This window comes from Pigmentiphaga litoralis (genome assembly GCF_013408655.1).
GTDB lineage: Bacteria > Pseudomonadota > Gammaproteobacteria > Burkholderiales > Burkholderiaceae_B > Pigmentiphaga > Pigmentiphaga litoralis_A.
In genome coordinates this window covers 921,203-936,816 of the sequence record NZ_JACCBP010000002.1, presented here as the reverse complement: position 1 = coordinate 936,816, position 15,614 = coordinate 921,203, and the positions used below count along the sequence as shown (strand labels likewise).

At 66.2% G+C, this 15,614-nt stretch carries 12 protein-coding genes; 1 reads left to right on the top strand and 11 read right to left on the bottom strand.

Annotation, left to right across the window (positions count from 1 at the left end; all coding sequences use genetic code 11):
* Window position 1 precedes the first annotated feature (1 nt).
* From HD883_RS24200 to HD883_RS24175, 6 genes are all read right to left on the bottom strand, one after another.
* A complete protein-coding gene (locus HD883_RS24200; protein WP_179589591.1) occupies window positions 2-3,526 on the bottom strand; it encodes a molybdopterin-dependent oxidoreductase in 3,525 nt (1,174 codons plus the stop codon).
* 178 nt (window positions 3,527-3,704) lie between these two features.
* Window positions 3,705-4,367 (bottom strand): GntR family transcriptional regulator, encoded by a 663-nt coding sequence (locus HD883_RS24195; protein WP_179589589.1) that lies wholly within the window; start codon window positions 4,365-4,367, stop codon window positions 3,705-3,707.
* Between the two features lie 290 nt (window positions 4,368-4,657).
* The gene (locus HD883_RS24190; protein WP_179589587.1) at window positions 4,658-4,996 is read right to left on the bottom strand and encodes a P-II family nitrogen regulator; all 339 of its coding nucleotides are present in this window, start codon (window positions 4,994-4,996) and stop codon (window positions 4,658-4,660) included.
* Window positions 4,997-5,011: 15 nt separating this feature from the next.
* On the bottom strand, window positions 5,012-6,634 hold the full coding sequence (locus tag HD883_RS24185; RefSeq protein WP_179589585.1) for an NAD+ synthase: 1,623 nt from the start codon (window positions 6,632-6,634) through the stop codon (window positions 5,012-5,014).
* A gap of 48 nt (window positions 6,635-6,682) precedes the next feature.
* Window positions 6,683-7,828, bottom strand: coding sequence for a GNAT family N-acetyltransferase (locus tag HD883_RS24180; RefSeq protein WP_257022622.1), 1,146 nt, complete (start codon window positions 7,826-7,828; stop codon window positions 6,683-6,685).
* A 58-nt stretch (window positions 7,829-7,886) separates the two neighbouring features.
* Window positions 7,887-8,675 carry a LytR/AlgR family response regulator transcription factor gene (locus HD883_RS24175; RefSeq protein ID WP_179589581.1) on the bottom strand — a complete coding sequence of 263 codons (789 nt, stop codon included), beginning with the start codon at window positions 8,673-8,675 and terminating at the stop codon, window positions 7,887-7,889.
* Between the two features lie 43 nt (window positions 8,676-8,718).
* Here HD883_RS24175 and argH point away from each other — a divergent pair, with 43 nt between their 5' ends.
* The gene (argH, locus tag HD883_RS24170; RefSeq protein WP_179589579.1) at window positions 8,719-10,140 is read left to right on the top strand and encodes an argininosuccinate lyase; all 1,422 of its coding nucleotides are present in this window, start codon (window positions 8,719-8,721) and stop codon (window positions 10,138-10,140) included.
* A gap of 131 nt (window positions 10,141-10,271) precedes the next feature.
* Here the strand turns inward: argH and HD883_RS24165 are convergent, their stop codons facing one another.
* The 5 genes from HD883_RS24165 to HD883_RS24145 form a co-directional block, all read right to left on the bottom strand.
* Window positions 10,272-10,625 carry a DUF192 domain-containing protein gene (locus HD883_RS24165; RefSeq protein WP_257022620.1) on the bottom strand — a complete coding sequence of 118 codons (354 nt, stop codon included), beginning with the start codon at window positions 10,623-10,625 and terminating at the stop codon, window positions 10,272-10,274.
* A gap of 50 nt (window positions 10,626-10,675) precedes the next feature.
* Window positions 10,676-11,614 carry a type II secretion system F family protein gene (locus HD883_RS24160; protein WP_179589577.1) on the bottom strand — a complete coding sequence of 313 codons (939 nt, stop codon included), beginning with the start codon at window positions 11,612-11,614 and terminating at the stop codon, window positions 10,676-10,678.
* Window positions 11,615-11,747: 133 nt separating this feature from the next.
* Window positions 11,748-12,596, bottom strand: a complete 849-nt coding sequence (locus HD883_RS24155) for a type II secretion system F family protein (protein ID WP_257022619.1) — start codon at window positions 12,594-12,596, stop codon at window positions 11,748-11,750.
* A complete protein-coding gene (locus HD883_RS24150; RefSeq protein WP_179589864.1) occupies window positions 12,593-14,302 on the bottom strand; it encodes an ATPase, T2SS/T4P/T4SS family in 1,710 nt (569 codons plus the stop codon). The genes HD883_RS24155 and HD883_RS24150 overlap by 4 nt, the downstream gene beginning before the upstream one ends.
* Window positions 14,302-15,561 carry a type II and III secretion system protein family protein gene (locus HD883_RS24145; RefSeq protein WP_179589575.1) on the bottom strand — a complete coding sequence of 420 codons (1,260 nt, stop codon included), beginning with the start codon at window positions 15,559-15,561 and terminating at the stop codon, window positions 14,302-14,304. Before HD883_RS24145 ends, HD883_RS24150 begins: the two co-directional genes overlap by 1 nt.
* Window positions 15,562-15,614 lie beyond the last annotated feature (53 nt).

Below are 15,614 nucleotides of genomic sequence, written 5' to 3'. Positions count from 1 at the left end.
GCTACGGCGATCGCCGCAAGGTGACGGGTGTCAAAGGCACCGCAATGCAGGTCAGGCAGCGGTCCGGAGGCCCGTCGTAGGGCGCCAGATGCGCGACCTTGCCGTCGACGACGGACATGATGCAGCTCTCGCATTGCCCTACGCGGCAGCCGCTGGGCAAGGGAACGCCGGCACGGTCGGCCGCGTCGAGCAAAGTGCCCATCGCGGGTGCCCAGTCGAAATGGACGGAGGGCGTGGAAGGCAGGGTGTCGGACCCTTGCGCCAAGGCGTCCGCGGACACGTGCACACCCGGACCGGTGCCGGGCCCGGCGTTCGCTTCCTCGATCCCGACCCGCTGGGGTGCAAGCGTGCGCGGGATGGTGACCTCGGACGAAAAGGTCTCGTCGAAAATGTCGAAGTCCGGCATGCCATGCGCGCACAAGGCCTGCCTGACCTCGGTCAGGAAACCCGGCGCGCCGCACAGGTAGGCCAAGGGGCGGCGTGCGACCAACTGGGTCGACAGGCGCTCCAGATTGGCCAGGACCGGGCCGTGAACAAACATAAGCTCGACATTGCCGATCGATGCGGCCAGGGCGGCCAGCGTGTCCGCAAACGGATGCGGCGAGCCGGGCCGCGCGCCATGCACCAGCAGGACGGGCGGCGTCGACAGGCCATCGGCCTTGCGCTGGGCCAGGGCCTCCAGATAGCCCAGAAACGGTGTAATGCCGATGCCGCCGGCCACCAGCACGATCGGGCGCGTCGTCTCCGTTGGAATGGTGAAGACGCCGGCGGGCGGTGACAGGTGCAGCGTGACGCCCAGGTCCGCCCTGTGCAGGCGCGACGACACGCGGCCAGGGGCCTCGCCGGGCGTCAACGCCAGCCTGACGGCAATGGCCAGGCGATCTGGCCGATGGTTCGGGCCGACCAGCGAATAGGCGCGCCGGCAGTCCATGTCGGGCAGCGTCACGATGACGTGCTGGCCGGGCAGAAAGTCCGGCAGGGGCTTGCCATCGACCGGCACGAGTTCGAGGCGCTGCACGTCGTCGGTCACCTGAGTGCGCTCGACAAGCTGGAACGCACGCATGCCGGTCCAGTGGCCGCGATTCGCCTCGGGGTCCGCTTCGATGCGGCAGAGCGTGGCGCGCAGGGGCACGCTGCCACTGACCGGATCGCGTTCGTCGTCATCCAGCACGGCGTTGATGTTGGCGCTTGAGGTGCCCCAGGCGGCGCCATCCGCCAGCCCGAGTGCCTCGCAGCCCTGCCACCAGCCGAATTCGGCAACGGCCACCTGGTCATGCAGCGTGCGGGCTATCAACGCCTTCAGCCGCGTCGCGCCCTTGCGCGTGACGACCCGCACCCACGCGCCGTCGTCGATGCCAAGGCGGTCGGCCAGGCCCGCGCCGATCTGCACGCGCGGCATGGGGGACTTGCGACGCAACGACGCAATGTGACGGTGCGAGGAATGCACATACCAGCCGCTTTTGGCCGTGGTCAGCACGACTGGAAACGCCGGGTCGCTGCCCGGGTGCTGCGCGGGCTCGACAAACATGGGTAAGGGCGGCTGACCGATGTCCTGCAGCGCACTGGAGTGCAATTCGACACGGCGCGACGCCGTGGCAAAACCTGCGACCGTGCCATCAGGCGACATTACCGCGTACTTGCGGGTGTCAAAGGGCTGCGGGAAGCGCCGCCCTTCCGGCTGCGCACGCAGATCGTCGACACCAATGCCCAAGGGCGCCAGCTGGTGATTCCAGCCTGCTTCGATGTCGCCGCCAAAGAACGCGTCCTCCATGTCCATGCGGGTCGCCAGCGCCATGACGATGTCGTAATCGGCACGCGACTCGCCGGGCGGCTCGACCATGCGGGGACGCAGCTGCACGTGTTCGACGGCTTGCTGGGAGATTTCGAACCCCAGCTTCAGGGCCTCGCGTTCCCACGGCAGGTTGGCCGGCAGGACGATGTCGGCCTGGTCCGCCGTGGGGTTCATGAACACATCCACATGCACATGAAAGTCCAGCGCGCGCAGCATCCGCGCGTTGCGTTCCGCGTCGGCCTGGGTCACCAGCAGATTGCTGCCGAAGCTGACAAGCGTCCGCACCCGATAGGGTTGTGCGTGCAGGACGGCCTTGGCCAGGTCCCGGGCGGTGATCCATCCCAGGCGGGGTGGCCCGAGCGGCAGGTCGTGCAAGCCAAGCGCCTTGGCGCGCTGCGATGCCGGCAGCAGCGATTCGTACTCATTGACCAGACGGTAAGGCGGCGAACGCGTCCACAGATTGCCGCCCTCGCGGTCACAGGCGCCGGTCAATGCGTACAGCGTGCCGATGGCGCGTTCGGTTTGCGTCGCGTTGGTGTGCTGCCCGACGCCGGTCCACGCGTGATAGGCCAACCGGGGAGCGCCCATGAACACCGTGTTGAACTGCGCGATGCGGTCTTCGGCGATCCAGGTCAGTTGCGCAACCCGTTCCACGGTGTAGTCGGCGACATGCTGGCGCAAGGCGGACAATACGGTCCGGTAGCGGCGGCGCTGGCCGGTGGAGGACAGGTACTCGCCCTCGGCAAACAAGGCAACGTCGGGCGGCGTGGGGCGTGCGGGGTCGAATGCGATCCACTGGCCCGATGCGGTCGACATGAGGAAGGCGTTGGCAGCCGTTCCGGCGGCGGCGCTTGGCTGGGCGGAGGTTGTGGTTGACGTCGTGGCTGACGTCGCAGATACCGAAGTCCGCACCGCGATCGCCGAGGCGTCCACATCCTTGACCCGCAACAGGTCGCCGGTCTCGGCATCGACTAGGAGCGGCGCATTGGTCCAGTCGCGCACGAAGTCGGCATCGTAGCTGCCGGTTTCGAGCAGATGCCGGATCGCCCCCAGCGCCAGCGCGGCATCCGCACCCGGCCGCACGGGCAGCCATAAGTCGGCCTGCTGGCCGGAACCATCCTGCTTCGGATCAATTACGACGACCTTGGCGCCCCGCTGCCTGGCGGCGGCAATACGCGAGGCCTGTGCCAGCCAGGTGCGGGCCGGATTGAAGCCCCAGAGCACGATCACGTCGGCATGGTCGAGGTCGGGAACGCCGATGCCGCGTCCAAAGGTCAGGGCGTGCGCGTAGTCCTTGTGCCAGCCGCAGACTTCCACCGCGTACAGCAGGTTGGGGCTGCCAAAACAGCGGATGAAGCGCTCCACCCAATCGATGCTGTCGACCATGGGCGTGCCGCTGGGCGTCGTGACTGCAAATGCCACGGACTCCGCGCCGTCCTGGTCGCGGGCCGCCAGCAACCGGCTCGCGATCTCGTCCAGGGCGGCATCCCAGGTCATCGGCTCCCATTGCGGGTGGGCGGCGCCACGGGGCGTCGTCCGGCGCATTGGATGCGTCAGCCGCAGCGGACTCCCGACCAATTCCGGGGCGGCGCGCCCCTTGGCACAGAGCGCACCGCCCGTCGGATGATCGGGCGCGGGCGAGACCCTGACCAGGCGTCCGTCGACCACGTCATTGATCGAACCGCAGCGGGATCGGCAAAGCGTGCAATAGCCAGAAAAGGTGGTCGTTGTCATGTAGCGCGTGACACATTACTAGGTCAAGGCGCACATAGTAGCGCGTTACTGCTGCGTGACAACAGGGGTTTACGAGAATGATCGGGCTACGCTTTGTTGGGGGCAGTGGCGTGCGGAAGCTAGAAGCACCAGCGACCGCAACAATTACACGTCGAGTAGCGCGCTACTCAGTAAGCGCTTACGACGTTCCCGCCAGCGCAGACCGGAACAAGGGTTTCCACGCCAGGATATGCCGGCTGATGAGGTCACCGATCTGCTGTACGTCCTGCCGAATGGCCAGATCGATCATCTGGTAGTGCTCCTGCACGGACGCCTTCTGCCGTTGCACGCCCTCTTCCGAATCGATGCCGTACAGGCGCATGTCATCGCGCAATTGCATGACCATCCGCGTCATCAAGGGATTGCCTGCCTGGGACACCAGCGCTTCGTGAAACGCCTGATCGCTGGCAATGTAGCCGGCGACATCGCCCTGCTCCACCGCCACGGCCACCGCGTCCGCCAGTGCGCGCACGGGCTGCGGGTCCTTCAATCCGACGCGTGCCAGGGTCTCCAGCGCAAAACGCTCAACCAGTTCACGCATGGTGAAAAGGTCGTCCAGGGCCTGCAGCGACAACTGCTCCACCCTGAAACCCCGATTGCGCATGGGCGACATCAGCCCGTTGCGGCTCAACTCAAGCAAGGCCTCGCGAACTGGCGTCGTCGAGACGCCCAGTTCCGCGGCCAGACCCGGGACGGTATAGACCGACCCGGGCGCCTTGCGTCCCGTAATGATTTCGGAGCGTACCTGCCGGACCACCTGTTCACGCAGGTTGAAGGACTTTGGCGCCTGACTCGACTGCATAGATCTCCCTTGTTCCGCTCGCACTTGCGCGTACCGGCGAAAGGGGTACGGCGTGCGGGTCGCGTCCACGGCACCCAGCCGGTGCTGCGGAGTGAGGACGGCCATGCGGGTGCGTGAATCAGGCGGAATTATCACCGGGAACGGTGCATGAGGGGGAGGAACGACGGGAAACGGCGCCTGCGGCCCGGGGGGTTTGAGGCAGACGCACGCAGGCAAGCCGGCATGGCCGGCATGGTCGGCCTGCCGCTTACCGCTTGCTGCTCACCGCAAGGAACGACAGGTCACGGCGATCAGACCGCCGCTTCGCCCGTTTCGCCGGTGCGGATGCGGATGACCTGCTCGACCGGGCTGACGAAGATCTTGCCGTCGCCGATCTTGCCGGTGCGTGCAATGCGGATGATGGCGTCGACAGCCTGGTCGACCAGTTCGTCGGCAATGACGAGTTCGACGCGGATCTTGGGCAGGAAGTCGACGACGTATTCCGCGCCGCGATACAGCTCGGTATGCCCTTTCTGGCGACCGAAGCCTTTGACTTCGGTCACCGTCAGACCATTGACGCCCACCTGGGCAAGCGCTTCACGGACTTCGTCGAGTTTGAACGGCTTGATGATGGCGGTGACTTGTTTCATGGCAGAACCCCTGGGTTACTCAAACACTTCGTTGAATCGGTTGGTGATCGGATAGCGCCAGTCGCGCCCGAAGGCCCGGTGCGTGACACGGATGCCGACCGGCGACTGGCGGCGCTTGTATTCGTTGATGCGGATCAGGCGCGTGACGCGCTGGACATCGGCGGTGGCGTAGCCGGCCTGCACGATCTCGGCGCCCGACCGGTTCTCTTCCATGTACATCTGCATGATCGCGTCCAGCACGTCGTACGGCGGCAGGCTGTCCTGGTCGGTCTGGTCAGGGCGCAGCTCGGCGGACGGCGGCCGGGTGATGATGCGGTCGGGAATCACGTCCGATACCGTATTACGCCAGCGGCACAGGCGATACACCAGCGTCTTTGCGATGTCCTTGATGACGGCGAAGCCGCCCGCCATGTCACCGTACAACGTGCAGTAGCCCGTGGCGAGTTCAGACTTGTTGCCTGTCGTGAGCACGATGGACCCGAACTTGTTAGACAGCGCCATCAGCAGCGTGCCGCGCACCCGCGCCTGGATGTTCTCTTCGGTAGCGTCGACCGCGCGGCCTTCAAATTCGCCAGCCAGCGTCTTTTCGAACGCATCGACCATCGGCGCAATGGGATGTTCGTCGTAGCGCACGCCCAGGCGTTCGGCCATGTCGCGGGCGTCGGTCCAGGAAATGTCGGCCGTGTACCGCGACGGCATCATGACCGCCCGGACCTTGTCGGCGCCCAGCGCGTCCACCGCCACGGCCAGCACCAGGGCCGAATCGATGCCGCCCGACAGCCCGATCAGCGCACCCGGAAAGCCGTTCTTGCCCAGGTAGTCGCGCACGCCCAGCACCAGGGCGCCGTACACCAGGGCTTCTTCGCACAGCGGTTCGGGATAGGGCTGGCGCACCGGTTCGGCGCCATTGAACTCGACAATTTCCAGGATTTCGTCAAAGGCCGGGAGTTGCGCGGCCACGGCGCCCTGGGTGTCGAGCACGAAGGACGCCCCGTCGAACACCAGCTCGTCCTGCCCGCCGACCAGGTTGGCGTACACCAGCGACAAGCCGGTTTCGGACACGTGTTCCCGCATCGTTTCGACGCGCGTCATGTGTTTGGTCAGATGGAAGGGCGAGGCATTGGGCACCAGCAGCACTTCGGCGCCCAGGTCGGCGGCGGCTTCGGGCGCGCGCGAAAACCAGGTGTCTTCGCAGATGTTGATGCCAAAACGGATGCCTTTGACGTCGAATGCGAAGGGCTGCACGCCGGGCGTGAAGTACCGCTGTTCGTCGAACACCTTGTAGTTCGGCAGTTCGTGCTTGCGGTAGGCGCCCATGCAGTGGCCGTCGATCAGCACGCTGGCCGAGTTGTAGACCTTGCCGTCTTCGAGTTCGGGGTGGCCGACGATCACGTGCAGGCCAGTCAGGGTAGCGAGTTCATGGCGCAATTGCCCCAGGAAGTCGTGCGAGCGCTTCAGGAAATCCGGGCGCAGCAGCAGGTCTTCGGGCGGGTATCCGCACAAGGACAATTCAGGCGTGAGCAGGATGTCCGCGCCGCGGGCGTGCGCGCGCTCGGCCATCGCGACGATGCGCGCGATATTGCCGGCGAAATCGCCGACCGTGCAGTTGATTTGTGCAATCGCGACTTTGACTGTCATCGCCCTGAGATCCGACCGTGGTTGACGCCGCCGATTATCGCACGCGCCCTAGGCGGCCGATGCCTTGAACGGGGTGTGAGATTCGAGTTCGTCCAGATACCGCCCCATGCCCTTGGTTTCACGCTCCAGGAAGTCGGCGATCGCCTCGGCAAAGCGCTCGTCGGCAATCCAGTGGGCGGACCAGGTCGGGGTCGGCAACAGGCCGCGCGACATTTTGTGTTCGCCCTGCGCGCCGCCTTCAAAGGTCTGCACGCCATGCTGGATGCAGAATTCGATGGCTTGCAGATAACAGGTCTCGAAATGCAGGCCCGACACGAATTCGGTGCTGCCCCAGTAGCGGCCATACAGCACGCCGTCGCCCAGGATGTTCAGCGCCGACGCGATGGGCGCGCCTTCGCGCTCGGCCAGGATCAGCAGCACGGACTCGGGCATCTGCGCCAGCAGGGTCTGGAAGAATTCGGGATTCAGGTAGGGCGACGACCAGTGGTTTTCATACGTGCTGGCGTAACAGCGATAGAAAAAATCCAGGTCGGCCTGGGTGATCGCGGCGCCCTGCACGTGGCGGAAGGTCACGCCGGCGTCGGCCACGCGCCGGCGATCCTGGCGGATCTTCTTGCGCTTGTCGTGATTCATTCCGGCCAGGAAGGTCTCGAAGCTGTCGTAGCTGGCGTTGTGCCAGTGGAACTGGACGCCTTCGCGCAGCAGATAGCCGGCGGCGCGCAGGGCGATCACGTCGTCTGCGTCCGGAAACAGCACGTGAAGCGACGAAATGCCGTACTTCTGGGTCAGGGTGATCGCGCCATGGGCCAAGGCTTCGCGGCTGGCGGCGTCGCGGGCCATCAGCCGCGGCCCGCGCACGGGCGTAAAGGGCACGGCCGACAGCAGCTTGGGGTAATAGTCGATGCCATGGCGCTCGAAGGCTTCGGCCCAGGCGTGGTCGAACACGTACTCGCCCCGCGAATGCCCCTTGAGGTAGAGCGGCATGGCGCCTGCCAGTCCGTCCCCTTCGCCGTTGCCATCGCGCAGCAACAGATACTGCGGCTGCCAGCCGGTCTTGCGCACCGCGCACCGGGTGGTGTGCATGGCGTGCAGGAAGGCGTGGCTGACGAAGGGATTGCCCTGCGTCAGGGCGTCCCATGCCTCGGGATCCACCCCTTCCAGGGAATCCACGACCTCAATCTTGATATCCGCCAAGGGTCCTCCGGGGGATGGGTGTGCCAGGCTCAGGTGACGTGCAGGGCGCCGGGCAACCCTATTGTAGATCCAGGGACAATCCGGCGACGATCGGCCGGATCTCGCGCCAGCGGCGCCGAGACACGGGAATCCGTTCGGCCGTGCCGTGCAACAGGAGTTCCCAGTAGGCATCGGCCGCCGGATCATGCTCGCCTGCGGCCACCCGCCGTGCGCCGGCAATCGCGTGCCGGGCGACCAGGGCCGCGCGATGCGCCTGGACGAATTGGTCCGGATGGTCGTTGAGGAGACTGGTCAGCGGCTGTTCCGTCAGGTATTCCGCATCACGGGTGCGGATCAGTACGTATTTGAGTTCGGCGCGCAGGTAAAGGATGTCGTGGATGGCGACGGCGTCGCGGCCGCTTTGGGGGACGATGGGGAGGAAAGGCGCATGACACCTCACGGCGGCAATGCGCAGCGCGGCTTCCAGCTGGTCGGCGCGGACCGGCCGGCGCAGCGTGGCCGCCACGTCCAGCGTTCCGACGTCGTTCAGGGCATCGTTGCCCGGGCCGATCAGGATGATCTGGGGCGCAGCGGGCCGCTTGCGGAATTCTTCGGCAAAGGCCAGGCCACTGCCATCCGGCAGCACGAGGTCGAGCAGCACGATGTGCGGCGCGGTCTGCAACCCCAACGTATCCAGCACGTCCCGGGCGCTGCGGCCGTCGTCGGCTTCGGCTACGATCTGCACCGGAAAACGCCGATGCAGCGCGCGCAACTGCGTGCGCAGCCGCCGCCGGGCCGCCGGATCGCGATCCACGATCAGCAGCCTGGGGGCGCCCGTGCCTGCCTGGGCTGAAGACGATGCTCGCACTGTCGACTCAGGTAGTGTCATAACCCGCTTTATAATCCGCCCCATGTCCCAAACCACCGACCCCCGCCCCCAAGACCAGTTCGCCAAAAAAGCGGAAGCCTGGTCCGCCCGTTTCTCCGAACCCGTGTCGGACCTCGTCAAAAGGTACACCGCGTCGGTGGACTTCGACAAACGCCTTGCGCATGTCGACATCCAGGGCTCGCTGGCCCACGCCGAGATGCTGCACGCCGTCAAGCTGATCAGCCAGGAAGACCTGGACGCGATCCGCGGCGGCATGGCCTCCATCCTGACGGAAATCGACGCCGGCCGTTTTGAATGGCTGCTTGATCTTGAAGACGTCCACCTGAACATCGAACGCCGCCTGACCGAACTGGTCGGCGACGCGGGCAAGCGCCTGCACACCGGCCGGTCGCGCAACGACCAGGTCGCCACGGACATCCGCCTCTGGCTGCGCGGCGAGATCGACACCCAGGTCGACCTGCTGCACCAACTGCGCTTTGCGCTGGCCACGATCGCGCTGGAACACGCCGACACCATCATGCCGGGCTTCACGCACCTGCAGGTCGCCCAGCCTGTCACCTTTGGCCACCACCTGCTGGCCTATGCCGAAATGTTCGGCCGTGACGCCGAACGCCTGATCGATTGCCGCAAGCGCGTGAACCGCCTGCCGCTGGGCGCCGCCGCGCTTGCCGGCACGTCCTACCCGATCGACCGCGAACGCGTGGCCCGCACCCTGGGCTTCGACGGCGTGGCCCGCAACTCGCTCGACGCCGTGTCGGACCGCGATTTCGCGATCGAATTCTGCGCGGCCGGCGCGCTGATCATGACGCACGTCTCGCGCCTGTCCGAAGAACTGGTGCTGTGGATGAGCCCGCGCGTTGGCTTCATCGACCTGGCCGACCGCTTCTGCACCGGCAGCTCGATCATGCCGCAAAAGAAGAATCCCGATGTGCCCGAGTTGGCGCGCGGCAAGACGGGCCGGGTCAACGGCAATCTGGTCGCCCTGCTGACCCTGATGAAAGGCCAGCCCCTGGCCTACAACAAAGACAACCAGGAAGACAAGGAAGGCCTGTTCGACACCGCTGACACCGTACGCGACACGCTGCGCATCTTCGTGGACATGGCTGCCGGCATCAAGGTCCAGAAAGACGCGATGCGCGCCGCCGCGCTGCAGGGCTTTTCGACGGCGACCGACCTGGCAGACTACCTGGTCAAGAAGGGCCTGCCCTTCCGCGACGCCCACGAAGCCGTTGCCCTGGCCGTGCGTGCCTGCGTGGACCGCAAGTGCGACCTGGCCGACCTGACGGTCGAAGAACTGCGGGTGTTCCATCCGTCGATCGATGAGGACATCCACGCAGTGCTGACGCTGGAAGGCTCGGTGGCATCGCGCTCGCACATCGGCGGCACCGCGCCGGTTCGTGTGCGGGAAGAAGCGCAACGCGTATTGGACGAGACGCGGAAGTAAGACGGTCGCGCGCTGCACAAGGCGCGAAAGTGATTTCGACGCGCGCTGGACACAGCGCGCAGGTCGAGTTGTCTGACTGGCCCTCAAGTGCGATTTTTTTGGCGCATTTGGGGGCCTTTGTTCATGGCGGCTCATAGCCGGGCTCCCACGTGCAAGCCACACCCTGGCGCGCATCCCGCTGCTGTTTCGACGACCTCGGTTGCGCCACGTCGCCAGACGATGCGCCCTGGCGGCACGTGCGGCACGACGGCCAGCACGACGCCCCCTCTTCCCACAAAGACGACATCGATCGCATGGCGCATGCCGAAGGTATGCACGGCGGCGCACGGCGTGACCCGCAGGGCTTCCTGCGGTTTCAATGGCGGTTGGCCGAGCAAGCCTACCAGCCGCGTTCGAAACGTGCGGGCGTGCCGCCAGTGCACGTGCTGCGCCGGCTCTGGTGGTGGCATCAGCGACTGCTTGTCTTGCGGATCGTTCGCGTGCATAGCCCTATCTTGCCGATCCCTGGTGGACCGCACTCGGCTCGGTTCGCTGCTCATTGCGACAACTCCAGCAACTTGATGCCGATCGGAAAAGCGATGACCACGAAGGTGCATGGGAAGATGAATGCGATCAGCGGAAACAGCATCTTGACCGGTGCTTCCATGGCGAGTTTTTCGGCGCGCAGGAAACGGTCGCTGCGTTGCTGATCCGCCTGCGCCCGCAGGATCTGCGCCAGGTTCATGCCGAGCGTGTCGGCCTGGATCAGCGTGCCCACCAGCGCCGTGACGGCTGACGCGTTGACGCGTGTGGCGAAGTCCCGCAGGGCCTGGGCGCGTGGCACGCCAGTGCGGATGTCGCCGAGCACCCGCTGCAACTCGTCGCGCAATGGGCCCGGCGGACCTTTGCGCACGGCCTGCTGCAGGGCGCCGGACAAGTTGAGCCCGGCCTCCACGCACAGGGTCGTCATGTCCAGCATGAAGGGCAAAGCACGCAGCAGCGCCCGCTGCCTCAAGGCGATGCACTCGCGCAGCCAGAGCCGCGGCCAGATCCATCCCAGCCCGCTCGCGGCCGCAATCATCAACGCGCCAGTCAACCCGGGCGTTCCGGCCGTCACCCCATGCAGCAGGGTGAGGAGCCCCGCGACGGCAATTGCGATGAGCCACTGCGCGGCCAGGATGTGTTTCGCGGCCAATGCCTGGTCCAGGCCCGCGGCGATGAGCCGCTTGTCGAGGGCGCGCCGATACCGCCACGACAGCGTCGGCGCGGTGTAATGCGCAGCCGCCGCGATCAGCCACCAGGTCGCGCGGAATGCAGGCGGCGGCTGATCGCGCCCCCGCGCACCGGCGGGCGGCGTGTCGGCAACGAACCGATAGGCCAGCCAGACCAACAGCGTGACGCTGACGCCCGCAGCCAATGCAGCGCCCAACGCCGCGACGTTGAAGGTGTCAGGGCTGACGAAAGTCCGGAGGGCGGAAGCTTCATCGAAGTTCATGTTTTGGGGGCTCAATCTCGGTGTGCGCATCAGGGTCCGTGCACCGGTGTTCGGTGTGGTCGCTCTTATTGCGGTGTTTGTGTGGCGGCGTTTGTGTGGCGGTGTTTATGGGCCGGTGGTCATGGGTCGGTGCTCACACATCGATGCCCACGATGCGGCGAATCAACCAGAGACCGGCAAGTTCCAGCATCACAATGACTGCGAGGACAGCGCCGCCCGTCGCGGTGGTCCACAACTGCCGCATCGCGTCGGGCTCGAGTTGGTAGAGCACTGCAATCAACAAAGGTGGCAGGCCGCCGACCACGCGTGCCTGCAGCCGCCCCTGCGCGGTCATGACCTGGATCCGTCCTTCAATCTGCAGGCGCGCGCGCAAAGTGCCGGCGATGCGCGACAAGGTCTCGGCCAGATTGCCGCCGGTGTCGGCCGCGATCCGCAAGGCCGCGACCACCAGATGGGCGGCTTCCGTGGGCACACGTGCATCCAGATGCGCCAGGGCCTCATCAAGCGAGACCCCAAAGCGCTGTTCCCGCAGCATCAGGCCGAACTCCTGAGCGAGCGGCGAGCGGCCCTCGGCCACCACCTGCGTCAGCCCTGACTGCAGACTGGCGCCGGCGCCCAAGGCGCCAGCCAGGGCCAGCAGCGCGTCGGGCAATTGGCTGTCGAAGCGCTGCAGGCGGCGCCGTTTGAGCCAGCGCACCGCATGACGCGGCACCCATAGCCAGGCGGCCCCCGCCACGAGACCCACCGTCACGCTTTGAAGCAGCAGGCCGCTGACCACCGCGGCTGCGCCCGCCAGCAGCAGGTTCACGCCCCACAAACGCTCGGTGTCGAAGAAGAGGAAGAGTTCGCTCATGTCGATGCGCGCCGTCTCGGTGAACAACGCCCGATACCGTTTGAGGGCGTCGGCGACGGCAAGCTGCATGCCCCAGGCCGCGATCGCGGTGCCCAGCATCACCAGGAGCGCGATGATCACGACGTTCATGTGCCGGCTCCGCGTGATGAATCGGACGATGGGTTGGTGGACCCGCTCTTGCCTTCACCGACGGCCGTGCGGCCGCAGAACAGTGATGGATCCAGCGTGATGCCCGCGCTGCGCCAGGCGTCGTAGAAGGTCGGCATCAATTCGCAGCCGACGAACTCGCCTGTCTCGGTGCCATCGCTGCGGACGGCCCGGCGTTCGAAACGGAACAGCTCCTGCAACTGGATCTTGCCGCTCTCCATGCCGCTGACCTCCACGATGGCCGTGATCCGCCGCCGGCCCGCCGGACTGCGGCTCTGCTGCACGATGATGTCCACGGCCGACGCAATCTGCTCTCGAATCGCGCCCAGTGGCAGGTCCATGCCGGCCATGAGCACCAGGGTTTCCAGCCGCGACAGGGCGTCGCGCGGCGTGTTGGCGTGCAGGGTCGTCAGCGACCCTTCGTGCCCCGTGTTCATCGCCTGCAGCATGTCGAGCGCTTCCGAACCTCGGCATTCGCCGATCACGATGCGGTCCGGCCGCATGCGCAGGGCATTGCGCACCAGATCGCGGATGGCCACGGCGCCCCGGCCTTCCAGGTTGGCGGGTCGGGCTTCGAGCGACACGAGATGTTCGTGGTCAAGCCGCAGTTCGGCCGCATCTTCGATGGTGATCACGCGCTCGCCGGGCGGAATGAAGTTCGACAGAATGTTCAGCAAGGTCGTCTTGCCCGACCCCGTCCCGCCGGACACCACGACGTTCTTGCGATGCGTCACGCACGACTGCAGGAAGGCGGCCATCGACCGGTCCAGCGATTCCCCGGCCACCAGATCCTGCATGGTCAGCCGACGCGCCGGAAACTTCCGGATCGTCAGCGACGGGCCCTTGAGCGCCAGCGGCGGGATGATGGCGTTGACGCGCGAGCCGTCACGCAGCCGCGCATCGACCATGGGCGAGCTTTCGTCGATCCGCCGCCCGATCGGCGCAACGATCCGTTCGATCACGCCCAGCACCGACTGATCGCTGCTGAAGCCGCTGGGATGGCGGCGCAACTGACCGCCCTGCTCCACCCAGATCTCATCATGGCGATTGACCATGATCTCGGACACGGTGGCATCGGCCAGGAGGCATTCCAGTGGGCCGAGCCCCAACGCTTCATCCACGACCTGTCGCCTCAGCTGATCGCGGTCAAGCGCGTCGGGAATATCGGACTCGGCAATGAGCGCGCTCAATACGCTGTCGGCTTCCTTGCGAAGCATGGCATCGCTCATGCCAGCCAGGTCGCGGCGGCGCAGATCCAAGGCGTCAAGCAAGCCGCTATGCAGGCGCCGGCGCCACTCCCCTTCGGACGGGTGGGGACGCACTGCCGGTTCGGCCTGGGCAGGTGCTGCGGGCGCATAGGCCTCCTGCCGCGGCTCGGCCGCAATGGCCGCCGCCATCGGCAAGACCCGCAAGACCTTGAGCATTGCCGCGCCGATGAACACCTCGTCGGTTTCGGCCAACGGTCCGTACTGGACCACCCGCTTGCCATTGACGGTCGTGCCGCCAAACGAGCCCAGGTCTTCAATGAAGACGCCTTCCGGATGGTGCACAAGCCGGGCATGCACCCTCGCTACCCGCCAATTGCGCAGCCGCACGGCGCACGCATCGCTGCGCCCCACCAGCGCGGGCGCGGCCACGTCCAGGCGGCGCGGCTGGCTGTCTTCGTCCAGAATCTCGATCTGCAACATCATTGGGGCTCCGTAAAAAAAACGTCCGGGTGGACAGGAATGAGCAAGCGCCGTTCGGGCATGGCGGCATCGACCAGAGCATCCGCGCGGCGCACCCGCTCACGCAGATCCGGATTGCCCGCCGTGACCACCCGCGGCGTGACGAAGATGACCAGCTCGGTATCAGCGCGCTGCGTGCGGGTCGACCGGAACAAGGCGCCAAGCAGCGGCAGACGCGCGAGCCCTGGCACACTGCTGACCTCTTGTGCCTGTTCAAGCGACAGGAAGCCGCTGAGGACGAGTGTCTCGTTGGGGCGCACATTGAATTCGGTGGACGTGCGGCGCACTTTCAACGCCGGACCACCCGTCCCGGTGACAGACGGATCCACCGTGCTGACTTCGACATCGATGACCGACCGCACGGTGCCGGTCCGATCCACACGCGGCGTAATCTGCAGAGTGACGCCATAGGGCTTGAAGGCAGTGTTGCTGGCGCCATTGCGATCGGTGGTCGAGTACGGGACTTCGCCACCGGCAAGAAACCGCGCCGTGGATCCGCTGCGTGCCGACAATTGCGGCTCCGCCAGGATCAGCGCATCGCCCTTCCTGGCCATGGCATTGAGCCGCGACGACAGCAAGGCGTTGGCCCCCAGATAGCCTGCGGGTGCGCTGGTCGGGAACGGCAATGCGATTGCGTTGCCGCCCGGGCGAATCGATTCGCCGGCCGACGCGGCATCGGCTGCGGCCCGAAAGCGGCTGCCCACCGCGGCGTCCCATGCCACGCCGGCCGTCAGCCCGCCCGTGGTCGCGGCGTCCCACCGCACGCCAAGTTCTTCCATCGTGGAACGCGGCAGCTCGACCACCTTCACGTCCATCATGATCATGCGTTCCCACCCGACCTGCTCGGTAAAGTCGACGATCTGCGGATACCGTTTGGCCAGCACGGCGATCTTGGCCTGGTCCGCATCGGACAGGTCGTCCCCTTCGATGATGACCTTGTCGCCCACGACCACGCTGCGGGCATTCGGAATCCGCGCGAGGAATGCGGCAAGTTCCTGCTGGACCCGCCGCGCCTGCGTGGCGACGACCGAAATGCGCAGCCGCCGCGCGACACCGTCTGCGTTCCACACGACGAGCGAGGACTCGCCGGGGGCGTTGCCGAACAGGATCACTTCCTTGTCGTCGCCAGTCGCGGCATGAATGACGCGGCCGTTGCCGACAGCAATGCGGGCCACTCCAGGGGTGGGCAGGACGAAGGTTTCACCGACGAAGAGCTCCATGTCTTCGGATTCGATCTGTGCAGATTGGGCGGGTTGAGCTGGCTGGGCCGGCG